At 60.5% G+C, this 18,194-nt stretch carries 18 protein-coding genes and 1 tRNA gene; 10 read left to right on the top strand and 9 right to left on the bottom strand.

Annotation, left to right across the window (positions count from 1 at the left end):
• Positions 1-126: 126 nt before the first annotated feature.
• Positions 127-2,142, bottom strand: coding sequence for an excinuclease ABC subunit UvrB (gene uvrB, locus B0W55_RS02515; RefSeq protein ID WP_046817883.1), 2,016 nt, complete (start codon positions 2,140-2,142; stop codon positions 127-129).
• Positions 2,143-2,480: 338 nt separating this feature from the next.
• Here uvrB and B0W55_RS02510 point away from each other — a divergent pair, with 338 nt between their 5' ends.
• Entirely contained in the window at positions 2,481-3,677 is a 1,197-nt protein-coding gene (locus B0W55_RS02510) for an amino acid aminotransferase (protein WP_077044465.1), read from the top strand.
• A 126-nt stretch (positions 3,678-3,803) separates the two neighbouring features.
• Positions 3,804-4,007 carry a hypothetical protein gene (locus B0W55_RS02505; protein ID WP_077044464.1) on the top strand — a complete coding sequence of 68 codons (204 nt, stop codon included), beginning with the start codon at positions 3,804-3,806 and terminating at the stop codon, positions 4,005-4,007.
• Here B0W55_RS02505 and B0W55_RS02500 read toward each other — a convergent pair.
• Positions 4,004-4,234: a hypothetical protein gene (locus B0W55_RS02500; protein ID WP_077044463.1), complete on the bottom strand. Its 231-nt coding sequence runs from the start codon at positions 4,232-4,234 to the stop codon at positions 4,004-4,006. The genes B0W55_RS02505 and B0W55_RS02500 overlap by 4 nt on opposite strands.
• 227 nt (positions 4,235-4,461) lie before the next feature.
• Here B0W55_RS02500 and B0W55_RS02495 point away from each other — a divergent pair.
• A tRNA-Asn gene (locus B0W55_RS02495) sits at positions 4,462-4,537 on the top strand.
• A gap of 163 nt (positions 4,538-4,700) precedes the next feature.
• On the opposite strand, the gene B0W55_RS02490 is transcribed toward B0W55_RS02495, so the two are convergent.
• Positions 4,701-6,218, bottom strand: a complete 1,518-nt coding sequence (locus B0W55_RS02490; RefSeq protein ID WP_077044462.1) for a nucleobase:cation symporter-2 family protein — start codon at positions 6,216-6,218, stop codon at positions 4,701-4,703.
• A 246-nt stretch (positions 6,219-6,464) separates the two neighbouring features.
• Here B0W55_RS02490 and B0W55_RS02485 point away from each other — a divergent pair, with 246 nt between their 5' ends.
• Both B0W55_RS02485 and B0W55_RS02480 read left to right on the top strand, forming a co-directional pair.
• The gene (locus tag B0W55_RS02485; RefSeq protein ID WP_077044461.1) at positions 6,465-6,743 is read left to right on the top strand and encodes a BrnT family toxin; all 279 of its coding nucleotides are present in this window, start codon (positions 6,465-6,467) and stop codon (positions 6,741-6,743) included.
• Between the two features lie 3 nt (positions 6,744-6,746).
• The gene (locus tag B0W55_RS02480; protein ID WP_077044460.1) at positions 6,747-7,073 is read left to right on the top strand and encodes a BrnA antitoxin family protein; all 327 of its coding nucleotides are present in this window, start codon (positions 6,747-6,749) and stop codon (positions 7,071-7,073) included.
• Positions 7,074-7,131: 58 nt separating this feature from the next.
• Here B0W55_RS02480 and B0W55_RS02475 read toward each other — a convergent pair whose 3' ends face one another.
• Positions 7,132-7,959 (bottom strand): arylamine N-acetyltransferase, encoded by an 828-nt coding sequence (locus B0W55_RS02475; RefSeq protein ID WP_077044459.1) that lies wholly within the window; start codon positions 7,957-7,959, stop codon positions 7,132-7,134.
• Positions 7,960-8,068: 109 nt separating this feature from the next.
• Positions 8,069-8,863 carry an exodeoxyribonuclease III gene (gene xth, locus B0W55_RS02470; protein WP_077044458.1) on the bottom strand — a complete coding sequence of 265 codons (795 nt, stop codon included), beginning with the start codon at positions 8,861-8,863 and terminating at the stop codon, positions 8,069-8,071.
• 159 nt (positions 8,864-9,022) lie between these two features.
• Between xth and B0W55_RS02465 the strand changes: the two genes are divergently transcribed.
• Positions 9,023-9,337: a hypothetical protein gene (locus B0W55_RS02465; protein WP_077044457.1), complete on the top strand. Its 315-nt coding sequence runs from the start codon at positions 9,023-9,025 to the stop codon at positions 9,335-9,337.
• Between the two features lie 56 nt (positions 9,338-9,393).
• On the opposite strand, the gene B0W55_RS02460 is transcribed toward B0W55_RS02465, so the two are convergent.
• From B0W55_RS02460 to B0W55_RS02450, 3 genes are all read right to left on the bottom strand, one after another.
• Positions 9,394-10,800 (bottom strand): DUF1254 domain-containing protein, encoded by a 1,407-nt coding sequence (locus B0W55_RS02460; protein ID WP_077044456.1) that lies wholly within the window; start codon positions 10,798-10,800, stop codon positions 9,394-9,396.
• Between the two features lie 137 nt (positions 10,801-10,937).
• Entirely contained in the window at positions 10,938-11,711 is a 774-nt protein-coding gene (locus tag B0W55_RS02455) for an aldolase (protein WP_077044455.1), read from the bottom strand.
• Between the two features lie 17 nt (positions 11,712-11,728).
• On the bottom strand, positions 11,729-12,433 hold the full coding sequence (locus B0W55_RS02450; RefSeq protein ID WP_077044454.1) for a haloacid dehalogenase type II: 705 nt from the start codon (positions 12,431-12,433) through the stop codon (positions 11,729-11,731).
• Between the two features lie 110 nt (positions 12,434-12,543).
• Between B0W55_RS02450 and B0W55_RS02445 the strand changes: the two genes are divergently transcribed.
• A complete protein-coding gene (locus B0W55_RS02445) occupies positions 12,544-13,386 on the top strand; it encodes a LysR substrate-binding domain-containing protein (RefSeq protein WP_077044453.1) in 843 nt (280 codons plus the stop codon).
• Positions 13,387-13,534: 148 nt separating this feature from the next.
• Here the strand turns inward: B0W55_RS02445 and B0W55_RS02440 are convergent, their stop codons facing one another.
• The gene (locus B0W55_RS02440; protein WP_077044452.1) at positions 13,535-15,286 is read right to left on the bottom strand and encodes a murein L,D-transpeptidase; all 1,752 of its coding nucleotides are present in this window, start codon (positions 15,284-15,286) and stop codon (positions 13,535-13,537) included.
• An 84-nt stretch (positions 15,287-15,370) separates the two neighbouring features.
• On the opposite strand from B0W55_RS02440, the gene B0W55_RS02435 reads away from it, so the two are divergent.
• The 3 genes from B0W55_RS02435 to B0W55_RS02425 all read left to right on the top strand — a co-directional run bounded on the left by B0W55_RS02435 (position 15,371) and on the right by B0W55_RS02425 (position 18,166).
• Positions 15,371-16,075, top strand: a complete 705-nt coding sequence (locus B0W55_RS02435) for a murein L,D-transpeptidase catalytic domain family protein (protein ID WP_077044451.1) — start codon at positions 15,371-15,373, stop codon at positions 16,073-16,075.
• 95 nt (positions 16,076-16,170) lie between these two features.
• Entirely contained in the window at positions 16,171-16,986 is an 816-nt protein-coding gene (locus B0W55_RS02430; RefSeq protein WP_077044450.1) for an alpha/beta fold hydrolase, read from the top strand.
• Positions 16,976-18,166, top strand: a complete 1,191-nt coding sequence (locus B0W55_RS02425) for a PAS domain-containing sensor histidine kinase (protein WP_077044449.1) — start codon at positions 16,976-16,978, stop codon at positions 18,164-18,166. The genes B0W55_RS02430 and B0W55_RS02425 overlap by 11 nt, the downstream gene beginning before the upstream one ends.
• Positions 18,167-18,194 lie beyond the last annotated feature (28 nt).

The following is an 18,194-nucleotide window of genomic DNA, read 5'->3' as shown; positions in this document are numbered from 1 at the left end:
GGCTGCCCCCTTCGCGAGCAAGCCCGCTCCCACAAGGATGGAAGGTGTTCACATAAAGCGTGTTCAACACAAACCCTGTGGGAGCGAGCTTGCTCGCGAAGGGGCCCGCCCTGACAACACAAAAACTCAAACCGTAATCAAGCGCTCGCGCAACTTGGCAATCTCATCGCGCATCTGCGCCGCTGCTTCAAACTCCAGATCGCGGGCCAGCTGGTACATTTTCTCTTCCAGCGCCTTGATGCGCTTGGCAATTTCACCCGGCGAGCGCAACTCGGCTTCGTACTTGGCGTTTTCCTCGGCAGCCTTGGCCATGCCTTTGCGCTTCTTGCTGCGCGAGCCCGGCACCGTGGCGCCTTCCATGATGTCGGCGACGTCCTTGAACACGCCCTTGGGGGTGATGCCATTGGCCAGGTTGAAGGCGATCTGCTTGTCGCGCCGGCGCTCGGTTTCGCCGATGGCACGCTCCATGGAACCGGTGATCCGGTCCGCATAGAGAATCGCCCGGCCGTTGAGGTTACGCGCCGCCCGGCCGATGGTCTGGATCAGCGAGCGCTCGGAACGCAGGAAGCCTTCCTTGTCGGCATCGAGAATGGCCACCAGCGACACCTCTGGCATGTCCAGACCTTCACGCAGCAAGTTGATCCCGACCAGTACATCGAAGGTGCCCAGACGCAAGTCGCGGATGATTTCCACACGCTCCACGGTGTCGATGTCCGAGTGCAGGTAGCGTACCCGCACGCCGTGGTCGGCCAGGTAATCGGTCAAGTCTTCGGCCATGCGCTTGGTCAGCGTGGTGACCAGCACACGCTCCTCCAGGGCCACGCGCTTGGTGATCTCCGACAGCAAATCGTCAACCTGGGTCAGCGCCGGGCGGATCTCGATTTGCGGGTCCACCAGCCCCGTCGGGCGCACCACCATGTCGATCACGCGCCCGGCGTGCTCGGCTTCGTAGTTGCCCGGCGTCGCCGAGACGAAAATCGTCTGCGGGCTGATGCTTTCCCATTCATCAAAACGCATCGGCCGGTTATCCAGTGCCGACGGCAGGCGGAAACCGTATTCCACCAACGTCTCTTTACGCGAACGGTCGCCCTTATACATGGCGCCCACCTGCGGCACGCTGACGTGGGATTCGTCGATCACCAGCAAGGCGTCCGCTGGCAGGTAATCGTAAAGGGTCGGCGGCGGTGCCCCCGCTTCGCGGCCGGATAAATAGCGGGAGTAGTTTTCGATGCCGTTGCAATAACCCAGCTCGAGGATCATCTCCAGGTCGAAACGGGTGCGCTGCTCCAGACGCTGGGCTTCCACCAGTTTGTTGTTGGAACGCAGGTATTCCAGACGCTCCTGCAACTCGACCTTGATCCCCTCGACGGCGCCCATCAGGGTTTCCCGGGGCGTTACGTAGTGGCTTTTCGGGTAGAACGTGAAGCGCGGCAGCTTGCGCAGCACTTCGCCGGTCAACGGGTCGAATGCCGACAGGCTTTCCACTTCGTCATCGAACAACTCGATGCGGATCGCCTCGAAATCCGATTCCGCCGGGTGAATGTCAATCACATCGCCGCGCACGCGGAACGTTGCCCGAGCGAACTCCATGTCATTGCGGGTGTACTGCAGGTCGGCGAGCCGGCGCAGCAGCTCGCGCTGATCGAGCTTGTCGCCGCGATCCACGTGCAACACCATTTTCAGATAGGTTTCCGGGCTGCCCAGACCATAGATGCAGGAGACCGTGGTGACGATGATTGCGTCCTTGCGCTCCAGCAACGCCTTGGTCGCCGACAGCCGCATCTGTTCGATGTGGTCGTTGATCGAGGCGTCCTTCTCGATGAAGGTGTCCGAGGACGGCACGTAGGCTTCAGGCTGGTAATAGTCGTAGTAGGAAACGAAGTATTCGACCGCGTTGTTTGGAAAGAACGCCTTGAATTCGCCGTACAACTGCGCCGCCAGGGTTTTGTTCGGCGCCAGCACCAGGGTTGGACGCTGCACCTGGGCGATGACATTGGCGATGCTGAAGGTCTTGCCCGAGCCGGTCACACCTAGCAACGTCTGGTGCGCCAACCCGGCTTCGATACCCTCGACCATCAGGCGGATGGCTTCCGGCTGATCGCCGGCGGGCTCGAAGCGGGTGACTAGCTGGAATTCAGACATGAAATACCCTCATGGTCGCGCCCGTCCGGGCAAACCGGACAGCAACGAGAAAGGCCGCAAACGACTGTAGTCGCCCGGGGAAAAAACTGGATTGTGCTCAATGTGGAGCCGATTGCCAGCGCTTTCAAGGCAAACGTCCTACATCCCTTGAAGACTTTGACGACGCCAATCGACTAACGGTCGAAAAATAATCGGAAAAACTTGCCGTAAAAGCCGAATTGTCTGTCGCCATGGGTCGCGGATGGCCTCTATACTAGCTCCCCGTTTGTGCACCGCTCTAGTGCATTCGGCTGGAGCGCGACACGTCCCTCCACACTCCATTCAGAGCCGCCGCAAAAATGAGCCTGTTCTCCGCTGTCGAAATGGCACCACGCGATCCAATCCTGGGCCTCAACGAAGCATTCAACGCCGATACCCGTACCAATAAGGTCAACCTGGGGGTCGGTGTTTATTGCAACGAGGAGGGGCGAATTCCACTCCTGCGCGCCGTTGTCGAAGCCGAGACGATTCGCGTCGCTCAACACGCTTCCCGTGGCTACCTGCCAATCGACGGCATCGCGGCCTATGACCAGGCCGTGCAAAAGCTGCTGTTCGGCAATGATTCGCCCCTGATTGCTTCTGGCCGTGTCCTCACCACCCAGGCCGTTGGCGGCACTGGCGCACTGAAGATCGGTGCCGACTTCCTCAAGCAACTGCTGCCGAACGCCATCGTGGCGATCAGCGACCCGAGCTGGGAAAACCACCGCGCTCTGTTCGAAACCGCTGGTTTCCCGGTGCAGAACTATCGCTACTACGACGCCGCGACCCACGACGTGAACCGTGCCGGCCTGCTGGAAGACCTGAACGCGCTGCCCAATGGCTCGATCGTTGTGTTGCACGCCTGCTGCCACAACCCGACCGGTGTCGACCTGAGCCCTTCGGATTGGAAAAACGTTCTGGACGTGGTTAAAGCCAAGGGGCACGTGCCCTTCCTCGACATGGCCTACCAGGGCTTTGGCGACGGCATCGACGAAGACGCCGCTGCCGTGCGCCTGTTCGCCGAGTCGGGCCTGACCTTCTTCGTGTCCAGCTCGTTCTCCAAATCCTTCTCGCTGTACGGCGAGCGCGTAGGCGCCCTGTCGATCGTCAGCGAATCCAAAGAAGAAAGCGCGCGCGTACTGTCGCAAGTCAAACGCGTGATCCGCACCAACTACTCCAACCCGCCGACCCACGGTGCAAGCATCGTGGCTGCCGTGCTCAACAGCCCGGAACTGCGCGCCCAGTGGGAAGCGGAACTGGCGGAAATGCGCCTGCGGATTCGCGGCATGCGCACCCAGATGGTCGACCTGCTGGCGAAAAACGCACCTCAGCGTGATTTCAGCTTCGTCGGTCGCCAGCGCGGCATGTTCTCCTACTCCGGCCTGAGCGTTGAACAGGTTCACCGCCTGCGCAACGAGTTCGGCATCTACGCCCTGGACACTGGCCGTATCTGCGTGGCCGCGCTGAACCAGAGCAACATCAAGGTTGTGACGGATGCCATCGTTCAGGTGATCTGAACCGCGCCGTGATACGAAAAACGGGAAGCCTCAGGGCTTCCCGTTTTTTATTTGTCTCAGATAAATCTCAAAGCCGAGGCTCATCCCTCTAAACTTCACACGTACTGAATTTCCAAGAGAGCTGATATGAAAATTGATGACCTACGCGCCGACCGCGACGACCTGGATGACTTCATCCCCCGCACCCCCGCAGCCAAACGCGGCAACAACCTGGTGCTGCAAGTCGCCGCCGGCGTATTCCTCGGCGGCCTGGCCCTGTGGCTGGTACAACTGGGCGCCACGGCGCTTTACGCCAAGCTGATGCTGGGCACGATCACCTTCGGCAGTTAAGCCAATTCGCTCGCACGCTGGCTGGCAGCATCGTCGAACGCAACGTAGAGCGATTCGGCGATCTGGCTCTTGATCGCTTTAGCGCTTTCCAGGCCCAGGACAAAGCCCTCGGCCTTGCCACCGGCACGGTTCAAATCTTCAGCGGTGCTTGCCCCAGTGATGGCATCGAACAGTTTTTCGGCGTGCGGGCCGACGCCTTTTGGCAGCGTGATCTGCGCGATGCTCATGCGAGCACCTCGCTGTTTGCAGACGGGATGGATGTGTAAGTCATGGCGCATACCTTTTCGGCTGAGGGCCGGTAGCGCGTGTAACCACTTCCGGGCGGCCATGGTAGACCTGCGATGCGGTTCTGGTAACCGCCAATCACCGATAATTCACCGCCCGTCCCACCGAATTTGCCAGAGCGCTACCAAACGCTTGACTTCTCTTTTTGAATCAGTAACATAGGCGCCATTCCGCGATAGCTCAGTTGGTAGAGCAAGTGACTGTTAATCACTGGGTCCCTGGTTCGAGTCCAGGTCGTGGAGCCAGACAGCAAAACCGAAAAGCCCCTGAATCGAAAGGTTCAGGGGCTTTTTTGTGGGCTGCATAAATGCAAAAGATCGCAGCCTGCGGCAGCTCCTACAGGTGTGCATCAATCCCGTGTAGGAGCTGCCGCAGGCTGCGATCTTTTGATCTTCTGGCTACAAGTCGTCAGACATGCTCACTACTCTTGGCCAGCACCGGCCGCGGTTCCACCGCGCCATGGGCCGATTCCACCACCGGAATCTCCTTCCCATCGCAGTCATGCAGCTTGCCGTCGCTGAAGTAATCCCCTTCACGCAATGCCGCCAGGTCCTGATAACGCAGGACCCGTTCGGTGCCCGCGGCGAATACCGACTGCTGGTCGGAGTTGCCCGCCGTGAGGTGGTTGAAGGTCAGGTTGAGCACGATCGCCATGATCGCCGAAGAGCTGATGCCCGAGTGGAAGATGGTGGCGAACCAGCCAGGGAAATGATCGTAGAAGTTCGGTGCAGCGATCGGGATCATGCCGAAGCCGATAGACGTTGCAACGATGATCAGGTTGACGTTGTTGCGATAGTCAACCTTAGACAGCGTACGAATGCCGCTGGCCGCGACAGTGCCGAACAGCACGATGCCGGCGCCGCCCAGCACGGAGGTCGGCACGGCGGCGATGACCCGCCCCATGAACGGCAGCAGGCCGAGGATGACCAGGAACAGCCCGCCGGTGGCGACCACATAGCGACTCTTGATGCCGGTCACCGCCACCAGCCCGACGTTCTGGGCGAAGGCGCTTTGGGTGAAGGAGCCGAAGATCGGCGCGATCATGCTCGACAGCATGTCTGCCCGCAGGCCATTGCCCAGGCGCTTGGAGTCGACCTTGGTGTCGATGATCTCACCGACCGCCAGGATGTCCGCCGAGGTTTCCACCAGGGTCACCATGACCACGATGCACATCGACAGGATCGCCGCGAAGTGGAACGTCGGCATGCCGAAATGGAACGGCGTGGGGAATCCGAACATCGGGCCCTGGGCCACGGACGAGAAGTCTGCCATGCCGAGAAACACCGCGATGATCGTGCCGATGACCATCGCCAGCAGGATCGACAGTCGCGAGATAGTCGCGCTGCCGATCTTGCTCAAGAACAACACCAGCACCAGCGTCACCGCCGCCAGGCCGATGTTGGCCATGCTGCCGAACTCCGGAGAATGGCTGTTGCCGCCCATCGCCCAACGTGCGGCCACCGGCATCAGGGTCAGGCCGATGGTGGTGATCACGATCCCCGTGACCAGCGGCGGAAAGAATTTGGTGATTCGCGAGAACACCGGCGTGATCAACAAACCGATCAGGGACGCCGCGATCACCGCCCCCAGAATCGACTGAAACCCGCCCTCCCCGCCACTGCTGACAATCGCCACCATGGTTGCGACACCCGAGAACGACACGCCCTGCACCAGCGGCAACTGACAACCGAAAAACGGCAGACCCAGGGTTTGCAGCAACGTGGCCAGCCCCCCCGCAAACAATGAAGCAGCAATCAACAAACCAATGTCCGCCGGCGACAGCCCGGCAGCCTGACCAATGATCAAAGGCACCGCGACGATGCCACCGTACATGGTCAGAACATGTTGCAGGCCGTAAGCCATATTCGCGCCGATCCCGAGGTTTTCGTCTTCGGGCCGTTGGTGTGAAACATGGGGCGTTTTCATGTTAGGGGGTTCCCTGGTTTTTGTTATGCGCACACTGTATGCAAGAGTCAGGACAAATGTCCATAGAGTTGTATACAACTTACACGTCAAATTATGAACGGTCGGTCATGCAGACTGTGTGCCATCGCTCATCAAAACCTTGAAATACATCCTCCCGGCTCATTCTCCCTCGCCCGCTAGTCTTTTGAGTTCCTGACGACCGTCGGTCGTATTCACCCTCTTTCATATACATATAAAGTATGCATAATGAAGCCATTCGAAATTCAGTTCCACAAGGCAAAGAACGCGGCCAACAAACTCAAACACGGCATCAGCCTGGCCGAGACAGAATCGGTGTTCCATGACGAACGTGCCCTGACTGTCCAGGACGATCACCATGATGAACAGCGCTGGGTCACCGTAGGAATGGATGGCAAAGGGCATTTGCTGGTGGTCGCGTACACCTATCGTGATCCGAATTTCGTACGAATCATTTCCGCGCGTCGCGCCAGCAACAATGAGCGCCGCCAGTATCAGGAGGCCTGACCCATGAAAGACGAATATGACTTCGGCGAAGCCAAGCGCGGGGCCGTTGCCTCGAGCAAAGGCAAAACCCGCATCACCATAATGCTCGATGACGTCGTCATCGAGGCCGCTCGGGCTCTGGCGGAAAGCGAGGGGTACGGTTACCAGACCGCAATCAACAACACCTTGCGCCGGGCCTTGCTGGCGGACCAGGGCTCCACGGCAGAATCCGGCGTTACCGGGCATCTCAAAAAGCGAATCACGCCGTCCGAACTGAAAGCGCTGGAGAAAAAACTTTCCGAAGCACTTAAGGAGATCCATCGCGTGATGGAGCCCGAAGCACGGCCCTGACGCAAAAAGGGGCAGATTGATCCAATCTGCCCCTTTTTTGTGTGCACGATGATTGCGTCTACTGCAGTTCGATCAACCTTTCCAGTGTTCGGATCAGCAGCGCATTTTCGGGCACTCGAATGCCGAACTCGTCATCCAGCAGGGCAATCAGTTCCTGAATATCGGCCACCTCCCGGCGTTCACTTTCCTGCCCGATGCGGTGTAACGCGAAACTGCCATTGTTCAGCGTACGCCGCCAGCCCTCCCCGGTCCGCGCCACCATCAGTTGCCTGGTGAAGGACGACTCCGGATGGGTCGAGACATACCAGTTGCCAACGGCGTAATCGATGTCTTCCTGGCGCTGCAGATCGAAGATATACATCTGCCGCCATTCGTCTCCTAGCCGCGCGCGAAGGGTGTAGCCATCCACGTGCTGGTCGATGCGATACGGCTCATGGGGCGTGGGTTGTTCCCCGCGGCTGTCCAGCAATAGCGGCGCGGTGGGCACCATGCCGCCGAAGCCGACGTCACTGATATAGCGCTCGTCGTCCAGAGTCACCAAGCTCAGGCGATGGGTGCGGGCAGGCCAGGCACCTTCCGGTTGCCCAATGACCACGCGACCGCTGATACCCCGCGCGTCAAAACCCAGCGTTTGAAGCAAGGCCAGGTACAAATTGTTGAGTTCGTAGCAATAACCACCGCGCCCGTCATGCAGCACTTTGCGCTCGATCGATGGCAAGTCGATCCACACCGGTTCGCCCGACAGCGTCGCAAGGTTTTCAAAAGGGAAAGCGCCGGTGTGGCGGAACTGCAACTGGCGCAGGGTTTCAAGTGTGGGTGGCGGGGGCGCATCGAAGCCCAGGCGCTGCAGGTACAGGGTGGGGTTGGTCAGGCGTGGCTCGCTCATCGTTCAATCCTTTTGCACGCAGGGCGGATCGCTCCGTCAATGGGCCCTATGTATAAAGGATGAGCCGGCGCCACCGACAATTGATTTCACCAATCGCCCCGCCCATCCACTAGCGGCGCTTGCGTGAACCCAATTGAATCCAGGTCGGCGCATGATCGCTGGCGTGCTCTTCATTACGCACCCAGGCATCCACGCCAGCCTCCTGCAAGTACGGACTCAAGGCCGGGTTGAGCAGCAGATGATCGATGCGCAGCCCGGAGTTCTTTTGCCAGTGCTGGCGAAAATAATCCCAGAAGGTATAGATGCGCTCTTCGGGGTACAGATGGCGCAGTGAATCAGTCCAACCCTGATCCAGCAGGCGCTGATAACACTCGCGGCTTTCCGGTTGCAGCAACGCATCCTTGAGCCAGGAACGCGGGTTGTAGATGTCCCTATCGGTAGGCACCACGTTGTAGTCACCGGCCAGCACCACCGGATGTTCGCTGCTCTGCAACGTCTGCGCATAGCGGATCAGTCGCTCGAACCACGCCAGTTTGTAATCGAATTTCGGCCCCGGTTGCGGGTTGCCGTTGGGCAAATACAGACAGCCGACCAGCACGCCATGCACCGCCGCTTCCAGATAGCGGCTGTGGGTATCGCTGTCATCGCCCGGCAAACCTCGCCGACTTTCCAGCGGCTGCGCATCCCGCGCCAGAATCGCCACTCCGTTCCATGACGACTGCCCCTGCCACACCGCGCCATAGCCGATCGCCTGCAGCTCGGCGGCGGGAAAGGCGCTGTCCACCGACTTGAGTTCCTGCAAACAGGCAATGTCGGGTTTCTCGCGCTCAAGCCACGCCAACAGGTTGGGCAATCGGGCGCGCATGCCGTTGACGTTGAAGGTCGCGATTTTCAGCTTTTTCATGGCCAGCGGTCCGTTTGGCGGGGTGTTCTGGTTGGGACCGCTTTGCCTCACGGTGGTTGCGTCAGGCCACGCGATTGAACCACTCGTCATCCAACCGGCACCAACCGCCCTGCCCTGAGCACCAAATTCAGGTAACCACTCACTTTCTGCAGAGGCACCCTGATGAATACCAAACTCACATCGCTGCTACTCGCCGGGTTGTTATCCGCCGCTTCGCTGACAGCCATTGCCGCGTCCAACGACGGGGCCGACACGACAGGCACTAAATCAGGCGCCACCAGCGGCCCGGTCATGCCGCCGGACAACACCCCCGCCTCGCCCTCGGGCGGCAATGCCGGTGACGGTGGCGCCACTGGATCATCAGCCGGCAGTGCCGGTGGTGCCAGCGGCTCCAACTCAGGCTCCGGCGCAGGTGGCGGTACCGGATCGGCCGGCGGCAGTACCGGTGGTGCCGGCGGCGGTACAGGCAGCTGAACGCGTAAAGGCAGCCGATGGTGGTAAACCGTCGGCTGCTGCGATTGGACCGCCCCTTACATCTGCTTGATCGGTGGCGGATTCCATTTGCCGTTCAAAGCCTCGGCTTTTGGTCCATACAGCCGCATGGTCAGGTTGAACGGGCCTTTGGGCGCCGGCAGCCAATTGGCTTCTTGATCCTTGCCGGGGCTTTCGTTCTGAAAGTAGATATCCAGTGACCCATCGGCATTGGTTTTGAACGGCATCCAACTGCTGACGGCAAAGCGATTGAGCCCGTTGGCGACCTGGAAGCCCTCCGGGTCGTACAGTGTGATCGACCAGAACGCGTTCACCGGCGGCACCTCGCCCTTGTCGAAGTGCAGCACATACTTGTTCGCGCCATCGAGCGCCTTGCCATTGGCATCACCCAGGTTCAACGGATAAATCGCATCCTCGGGCAAATTGGCGCCCAATCCGACCTGGGCCACGATGGCCCGCTTGAGATAGTAGTTGCCGTATACGCCTACGGTATCGGTGTTCATGGACCAGCCATTGGCCACCCGCGCCAGGGTGTCGACTTTCCACTTCATCAGCGCCTGCGCGTCCTGCGGCACGTTCTGCAGCGCCGCCTTGATATCCGGGTCCAACGCTTCCATGTCGAACGGCTTGCCAGGTTCGATGCCGATCCGTCGCATCTGCGCCAGGATCGGCTGATCGGTACTGTGGGCCGGATGCACCTTGAGCAACTCGGCGGCGTAGGCGAAATATTTGCCGACTGGCAGGGTGTCGACCTGAATCTTCGGTGGCGTCTGCATGTCCACCGCCGGGTCGATCTTGACGGTGACCGGCTCAGGATCTTTACCGAGCCGCGACAACGGCGTCACCGTATAGCCGGCCTGAATCTTGTGCACCGCCGCATAATCAGCGGCGCCATCGGTTTTGGTACGGCCGATGATCCACACGTAAGGCGTCGGTGCAGGCAAGTGCTGCAACCCGGCCGGCACCGTGCCGGTCCAGCCCGGCGGCGTCACCAGAAACTGCGCGGCCCCGGTGCCCGTGGTACGCCAGCCCGGCGAGGCGAACACGTCACTCCACATGTCGAGCATCGGCAACAGGTAGAAGCGCCCGGCGGTGTCCGGTGCGGCAATCACCAGCGGTTCCTTGGTCAAGTCGAGCCAGGCGATGGAATACAGCGTGTCGAAATTCGAACGCACCACGCCCTTGAAGCTTGCCGGCGGATACTCCGGCACGCTCACGAACATGTTCATGGGTCCCTTGCCGAATGCCTTGCCCGGCTCGATGTTGGTGAACTGCTTTCGCGTGATGTCCATGGTCAACAGCGGGTAAAAATAGACGTAGGCATCGATGCCAATGCTGTGGGCTTCTTCGGGACTGACTTTCGACTGCGCGTGACTGGCCAGTGGAAAAATGGCGGAGGCTGCAACGGTCAGAGCAACGGCTGTCAATGCTTGGGTAATCAACATGTTGGCGATCGTCCGTGCGTAGGGGAGCGCGGCGGGGCTCGGCAGCGCTAACGGAACTTTAGACGATCATATGAACGTGCCCTGACGACCGGACAGCCGGCGCCACCGCGATGTTGCAGCGGTGAAACACCGCTCCATCAATGTCCCCGCTGCATCCGTCGAATCGCACTGTGCAAATGCGCCCGCGCACTCTCGGCATCCCCCCTGCGCATTTGCTCATAGGCATATTGGGCGATGTCGTGGGGCACCGGCAGCAGCTCTCGCTGGGTCGCCATCGCCAGTAACTGCACCTGGGCGGCACGTTCCAGGTAGTACAGATCGTCCCAGGCTTCAGCGAGGGTCGGCCCGGCGACGATCACCCCGTGATTCTTCAAAAACAGGATGTCGGCGTTGCCCATGGCACTGGCGATCCGATCGCCTTCGGATGCATCCAGGGCCAGGCCGTTGTAGTGTTCATCCACCGCCGTGCGGCCGTAGAACTTCAGGGCTGTCTGCCCGAGCCACAGCAACGGCGGACCTTGCAACAGGCACAACGCCGTGGCGTGGGGCATGTGCGTGTGAAACGCGACTTTCACCCGCGGCAATCGCTGATGCAGCCGCGCATGGATATGGAACGCCGTCGCTTCCGGCTGACCTTCCCCGTCCACAACTTGGCCATGAAAATCACAGACCAGCAGGTTGTCCGCCGTGATTTCTTCAAAGGCGTACCCGTACGGGTTCACGAAAAACAGATCATCGCGCCCCGGCACCATGGCCGAGAAATGATTGCAGATCCCCTCCTCCAGCCCATGCCGCGCCGCCAGTTGAAAGCACGCCGCCAGCTCCGTGCGCGTGGTGATGACGGTCGGCGAGTCCAGGTCCAGGCCGGCGTAAGTGCAAGAATGCGAACGACCTGCGAGTGTATGTGCCATGACGCTGACTCCGCGTATTACCAGCCAAGGGACGTGAACAAGGGCACCACCTGATCCAGCGTGTTCAATATCGCATCGGGCCGGTAGTCGGGGAGCAATTGCCGACCGGTGCCACGGTCGATCCACACGCAACGAAAGTGCATGTCACGAGCGGCAGTGTGATCCAGCGTCGGGCTGGCGCAGATGTGTACCACCTGCTCGCGGCTGACACCCAGTTGTTGGTGGGCGTAGTCGAACAACCGTGGGTTTGGCTTGTAGGCGCCGGCCTGCTGAGCGGTGATGACCCGGTCGATGTACCCGCCAAGCTGATCGACGTTGCCGGCGATGATGTCGTCGTCGGTATTGGAGACGATGCACAGCTTGAAGCCCATCGCCTTGAGTTGTGCCAGTGTCGCCTTCACTTCGGGGAACGGCGGCATCCGCGGAATCGCCTCGGCCAGGCGTTGACTGTCCTGTGGCGTGCTAGACAGGCTCAGTTCCTCCAGCGCCAGTTGCAACCCGAGGGTGCTCAGTTGCCGGAACGAGCGATGGGGCGGAATCTGTTCCAGCCGATGCTCGTGCCGGTCATAGACTTCGATCAGGCGCTGGGCATCCACGGCGTGCTCGCCTTTGTCATGCAGGATTTCGCCCACCACGGCATTGAGGCCTTCATCCCATTGGATCAGTGTGCCGTAGCAATCGAAGGTCAACCATTCGGGGCGCGGGGTGTTTTGCAGGGTCATGGCAGCATCCTCTTGACGTTGTGGCCTTCAGATTACGAGTCAACAGTGATAGTGTGAAATTAAATTAATACCGACACGTCAGTTGAAAAATAAATATCAAGGTGCCCGTCATGCTCGATCTCGAATTGCTCAAGACCTTCGTTTGCGTGGCGGATGAAGGCAGCTTTACCCGTGCGGCCGAGCGTGTGCATCGCGCTCAATCCACCGTGAGCCAGCAGGTGCGCAAGCTCGAAGAGCTGGTCGGCCATTCGCTGCTGCTGCGTGATCGCACCGGGCAAAACATCAGCGTGACCGAGCACGGCGAAATGTTGATTCACTATGCGCGACGCCTGCTGGCCCTGTCCTCAGAGGCCGTCGAGGCGCTGGCCAGCGACGTCGATCTGGAGATTTTGCGCATCGGTGTGCCTGAAGACTTCGATGCCCGGCGCATGGCGCTGATTCTTGCCGGCTTCAACCGGCAACAACCCCAGGCGCGCCTGGAAACCGTCAGCGGCATGAGCACCGACCTCAAGCAGAAACTCGCCAGCGGTGACATCGACATCGCACTGGTCAAGCGCGAACCGGACAGCGGCCCGAGCTGGGCGGCCTGGCCGGAAGAACTGGTGTGGGTCAAAGGTGCGCAAACCCTGGCCGCCAACGATGTGGTGCCCCTGGCGCTGTTTCCTCAGGGCTGCCTCTATCGACAACGGGCCATCCGTTTGCTGGACGTGGCCCAGCGGCCGTGGCGAGTCGCGTTCGGCAGCCATAGCCTGACCGGGATTCAAGCCGCCGTGGCCTGTGGCCTGGGCATTTCGGTATTGCCGGCGTCGGCGGTCCTGCCCGAGCACAGCGTCTGCACCGACCTGCCGACACCGCCGCCTACGGAACTGGCGCTGATCAGCCGCGAAGGTGCGTTGAGTGGGCTGCAACGGTCGCTGGTGGAGTTTTTGCGGGTGGAATTGAGCCCGGCATGAAAGCTGTCAGATCAGTTCATCGACTTCATCGAGGGTCAGTCGAGGAATCAACGTTCGGGGAATCCTGGAGACCGCTCACTCAGGCGCATGGCGTCGGTGAACAGCGCCGGTTGCTGCTCGGAAAAGCAACCACCTTGCCGCTGTCCGATTACAGCTGGCTTTGCCCATTCACTACCATTTTGGTCTCGGTGCCTGGCAACTGCAGCGCCGGCAGTCTGGACGGCAAGTCCAACTGCTGCAGCACTGGCGTGTCGTAGCCATACACATCCGGCTTGAACGTCACCCGCCCCTCGTTGCTCAGATCGACCGTCCAGTACGCCAACAACACCGGCACCTTGACCGGGAGCTTGATGTTCTCTGTCTTGCCATTGGCCAACTGCTTTTGAATCCCCTCACTGTTCCAGCGCGTGGGGTCGTTGAACAGCAACTCCACCAATTGCAGCGGGTTTTCCACGCGAATACAGCCGGAACTGGTAGCGCGCATGGACTTGGCGAACAGCTCGCGATGGGGCGTGTCGTGCAGGTAAATCGAGTAGTCGTTGGGGAAACGTATGACCACCTGCCCTAACGAGTTGGTCGGGCCGGCATCCTGGCGCAGCGTCAGGCCGCGGGCGTTGTACCAGTCGATGCCAGCCGGATCGAGCACATTGCCCGCCCGATCGAGCACGCGGATCCGGTTGGCCGCCAGGTAATCCGGGTTCTGCTGAATCTTGGGCAACATGTCTTTGGTCAGAATCGTCGGCGGCACGGTCCAGGTCGGGTTGAAGGTGATGTAGGTAATTTCCGACTGGAACACCGGCGTGCTGCGAAACGGCTTGCCGACCTGCACCCGGGAGCGCCAGATCGGCTGACCGTCACGGTACAGCGCCACCTTGTAGCCGGCGATGTCCACCACCACAAAAGTGCCCTGCAGCTTGTACAGCAACCACCGCGCGCGCTCCATGTTCACCCGGACCTGATCGATCCGTGCCTGCACCGGCACATTCAGCGCCGCCAGGGTCGTCGCACCCGCGACGCCATCGGCCCCCAGATACTGCTCGGTCTGATACTTCTTCACCGCAGCGATCAGCTTGTCGTCGTAATCGGTGCGCTTGCCCTTGTGCGGTTCCAGGTAACCGCCGGCCACGAGACGCGCCCGCAACTGTGCCACCGCCGCACCGTCCATCCCAGGTTTGAGCGACTGCCCCTCGGCGACTGTCGGCCAGCCACCGGCATCGCGAACCTGACGCAACCGCGCCAACGCCTCGCGCAGGCTGCGATACACCGCTTCCTGAGGCGGCGCTATCGCAAAGGCACGGGCCACGTCGTGAGCATCCAGGGCGGTAAAAAAGCTGTTCACGTCCTCGCGAGGATCCACGCCTTCGGGCTCGAAGTTCCAATGGAAATCCAGGCGGGACGGGTCCACCTTGCCGCGGCGCAATTGCAAAAGCGCGGTGATATAGGTGCGGGTCAGTGCGATATCGAAGGCGGCGGCCTGGGCCGGGGTCGGTGCGGAGGCTTGCATCAACATTTGCGCCTCGGCCAGCTCATCGCCTCTAAAATCCGCAGGGTTCAAGCCATCGGCCGACGTTTCATTGAGGCTTTTGAGTAGTTGAGTGAAATCGCGCCCGTCTGTCCAGGCGGCACGGTAGTTGCGATGGGAATAGAAATAGAGAACGACGCGGTTGATGTCCATCCGTTGGTGTTTGCGCGAGGTCAGCAGCGGCGGAAACGAGGATTGCAGGGGCTCCAGCGCGGCCTGGATGCCTTGACCGACCACATCGTCGGGCCTGGCGGACAATTCGCTGATGAATGCAGATGACGGCACAATCGGCGAAGTTTCACCGAACGCAGTGCCGCTGATCAGAAAGACCATAACAAACGCGGGGCTTATGACGAATAACCTTGTTAATTGCACCATGGATAATCCTTAATCTCCCGCAAATCAAAAAGCTAGCGTGCAACTCGCTGCTAGACTCGAACATATTCCTGTTGAGATATACATATGGCGCTACATCGCTTTGGCTTGCAACTCACAGCGCTGCTGTTGACGTCGGCCTTCATCGCCACAGCCTACGCCGATTCGCTTGAAGTCGCGCTGGCCAAAGCCGCCCCAAATGCCAATGCCAAGGTCATCGCCCTGGCAGTAAAAGCCACCCAATGCACCCGCGCACAAGGCGCGCCAGCGGCACAAAGGCTGGCAGTGATCGATTACTCCCTGCCTTCGACCGAACAACGGCTGTGGGTGTTCGATCTTAAAAAGCGCAAATTACTGTTCCACGAACTCGTCGCCCATGGCCGCAACAGCGGCGAAAACATGGCCACTCAGTTCTCCAATCAGAACGAAAGCTTCGCCACCAGCCTTGGCCTGTTCCGCACCCAGGAAAGCTATCGCGGCCAGAACGGCTACTCCCTGCGCATGGAAGGCCTGGAGCCGGGCTTCAACGATAACGCCTTTGATCGCGCAATCGTCATTCACGGCGCACCGTACGTCAGCCCGGTGCTGGCCCGCGCCAACGGCCGTATCGGCAGAAGCCTGGGTTGCCCAGCCGTCCGACCGGCGATCGCGCACAAGCTGATCGACTCGATGAAAGACGGCCAGTTGCTGTTTTCCTACTACCCCGACCAGCGCTGGCTGAAGTCGTCTTCCTACATCAATTGTGGGAGTGGGACGGTGGCGTCGTCGGAGAAGTCCACCTCCCGGCGGTAAACACCGCTCGACAAAGTCAACGCGTGACCGCACGCCGGTGACTATCTACACTCGCGGGGATGCCACTGATCTTCAGCCTCCCCGGGAATCCCTGCATGAACCTTCAACATCGCAACAACATCAACGTGATGGGTGAAGGTCCGGCCACCTTGGTGTTCTCCCACGGTTTTGGTTGCGACCAGACCATGTGGGGCTATTTGCTCCCGCACTTCTCTTCCCGCTTCAAGGTCGTGCTGTACGACCTGGTCGGCGCCGGCCAGTCGGACCTGAGCGCCTACGACCGGATAAAGTACGATTCGCTGGCGGGCTACGCGGCAGACCTGAAAGAGATCATCGATCAATACGCCAGCGGCCCCGTGGTGCTGGTCGGCCACTCGGTGAGTGCCATGATCGGCGTGCTGGCTGACCGACTGGATCCCGGTCGCATCGCCGCCCACATCATGATCGGCCCCTCGCCCTGCTACATCGATTCGCACGACTACGTGGGCGGTTTCACGCTCGAAGACATCCACTCCCTGCTCGACACCCTAGACAGCAATTACCTCGGCTGGTCCAGCAGCATGGCCCCGGTGATCATGGGGGCGCCCGGGCAACCGGCCCTGGGCGAAGCGCTCACCAACAGTTTCTGTAGCACCGAGCCGGAAATCGCCAAGCAATTCGCACGGGTGACGTTCATGTCCGACAACCGCCGGGACGTCGCCGGGCTGACGACCCCGACGCTGATCCTGCAGTCCAGTGACGACCTCATCGCCCCGGTCGCCGTCGGCCAATACCTGCATGAGCAAATGCCCAATAGCACGTTGAGCCTGGTCGCCAACGTCGGCCATTGCCCGCACATGAGCGCGCCCAGTGCCTGCTCCGAAGCCATGAACACCTTCCTGTCGCCCTGGGAACGCGTTCATGTCGACTGATCTACCGCCATTGCCCGACCCGCATACGCTGTTTGAAAACGCGCCTTGCGCACTGGTGGTGACCAAAGAGGACGGTACGATCCTGCGGGCCAACCTGACGTTCAGCAACTGGATCGGCTTCAGTCAGCCAGAGCTGTGCGGCCGACGTTTCCAGGACCTGCTGACCATGGGCGGGCGCATCTTTCACCAGACCCACTGGGCGCCGCTGATGCAGATGCAAGGTTCGGTGGCCGAGGTCAAACTCGACCTGCTGCACCGCGACCGGCATACCATCACCATGCTGCTCAACGGCGTACGACGCGAACACGCCAACGGCGCGTTCTACGAACTGGCGCTGTTCGGCACCACCGACCGCGACAAGTACGAGCGCGAACTGCTCAACGCCCGCAAACTCGCCGAAGCCCTGCTGCAAGAAAAAACCACCGCCGAAACGGCGCTGCAGCACGCCCAGGCCGAACTCAACCAGGCGTATGAAATAGCCCAGCGCCGAGCATCGTTTGCCGAGCAAATGGTCGCCATCGTCAGCCATGACCTGAAAAACCCGCTGACGGCCATCAAAATGGCCTCAGGCATCCTCGCCCGCAGCGAGCGCACGGCCAAGGAGACGCAACTGCTGGGCCACATCAGTCAATCGTCCGAACGCGCGCAACGGATGATCGCCGATCTGCTGGACTTCGCCCTCGCCCGCGTCGGCCAGGGCATCAGCATCGCTCCCTCGACCATCGACCTGCACTACGTCACCCGGCAAAGCATCGACGAATTGCGCGTGACCTTTCCCGGCGCACAACTCGTTCATCAATCTTTTGGCAATGGCAGCGTTTATCTGGATGCCGATCGCCTGCAGCAAATCATCGGCAATCTGGTGGCCAACGGCGTGGCTTACGGCGACTTGCAGCAGCCGATCATCATCAGCTCCCGCCTGCAAGACCATACGGCGATTGTCGCCGTGCACAACCAAGGCCCCGTCATCCCGCCGGCGTTGATCGACGTGCTGTTCGAACCCATGACCCGCGGCACCGAGGACGACAGCGAACTGCGCAGCGTCGGCCTGGGTTTGTTCATCGTCCGGGAAATCGCCCAGGCCCATGGCGGCGATGTCGCCGTTAGCTCCAGCGCCGACAGCGGGACCCTGTTCAGCGTGCGCTTTCCGTTAAAGGACGGCGCCGCACCGAAGAGCTAGTCGAGATATTTCAAACAAGGAGAGTCCG

Origin of the sequence: Pseudomonas sp. KK4, from assembly GCF_001984065.1 — a bacterium.
In the GTDB taxonomy this organism is placed as follows: Bacteria; Pseudomonadota; Gammaproteobacteria; order Pseudomonadales; family Pseudomonadaceae; genus Aquipseudomonas.
This window is presented reverse-complemented; position numbering and strand designations above follow the sequence as displayed.

Bases quoted from the DNA above. Each gene is read 5' to 3' on its own strand.
- uvrB (WP_046817883.1), bottom strand. From the start codon at position 2,142: ATGTCTGAATTCCAGCTAGTCACCCGCTTCGAGCCCGCCGGCGATCAG.
- B0W55_RS02510 (WP_077044465.1), top strand. From the start codon at position 2,481: ATGAGCCTGTTCTCCGCTGTCGAAATGGCACCACGCGATCCAATCCTG.
- B0W55_RS02505 (WP_077044464.1), top strand. From the start codon at position 3,804: ATGAAAATTGATGACCTACGCGCCGACCGCGACGACCTGGATGACTTC.
- B0W55_RS02500 (WP_077044463.1), bottom strand. From the start codon at position 4,234: ATGAGCATCGCGCAGATCACGCTGCCAAAAGGCGTCGGCCCGCACGCC.
- B0W55_RS02490 (WP_077044462.1), bottom strand. From the start codon at position 6,218: ATGAAAACGCCCCATGTTTCACACCAACGGCCCGAAGACGAAAACCTC.
- B0W55_RS02485 (WP_077044461.1), top strand. From the start codon at position 6,465: ATGAAGCCATTCGAAATTCAGTTCCACAAGGCAAAGAACGCGGCCAAC.
- B0W55_RS02480 (WP_077044460.1), top strand. From the start codon at position 6,747: ATGAAAGACGAATATGACTTCGGCGAAGCCAAGCGCGGGGCCGTTGCC.
- B0W55_RS02475 (WP_077044459.1), bottom strand. From the start codon at position 7,959: ATGAGCGAGCCACGCCTGACCAACCCCACCCTGTACCTGCAGCGCCTG.
- xth (WP_077044458.1), bottom strand. From the start codon at position 8,863: ATGAAAAAGCTGAAAATCGCGACCTTCAACGTCAACGGCATGCGCGCC.
- B0W55_RS02460 (WP_077044456.1), bottom strand. From the start codon at position 10,800: ATGTTGATTACCCAAGCATTGACAGCCGTTGCTCTGACCGTTGCAGCC.
- B0W55_RS02455 (WP_077044455.1), bottom strand. From the start codon at position 11,711: ATGGCACATACACTCGCAGGTCGTTCGCATTCTTGCACTTACGCCGGC.
- B0W55_RS02450 (WP_077044454.1), bottom strand. From the start codon at position 12,433: ATGACCCTGCAAAACACCCCGCGCCCCGAATGGTTGACCTTCGATTGC.
- B0W55_RS02445 (WP_077044453.1), top strand. From the start codon at position 12,544: ATGCTCGATCTCGAATTGCTCAAGACCTTCGTTTGCGTGGCGGATGAA.
- B0W55_RS02440 (WP_077044452.1), bottom strand. From the start codon at position 15,286: ATGGTGCAATTAACAAGGTTATTCGTCATAAGCCCCGCGTTTGTTATG.
- B0W55_RS02435 (WP_077044451.1), top strand. From the start codon at position 15,371: ATGGCGCTACATCGCTTTGGCTTGCAACTCACAGCGCTGCTGTTGACG.
- B0W55_RS02430 (WP_077044450.1), top strand. From the start codon at position 16,171: ATGAACCTTCAACATCGCAACAACATCAACGTGATGGGTGAAGGTCCG.
- B0W55_RS02425 (WP_077044449.1), top strand. From the start codon at position 16,976: ATGTCGACTGATCTACCGCCATTGCCCGACCCGCATACGCTGTTTGAA.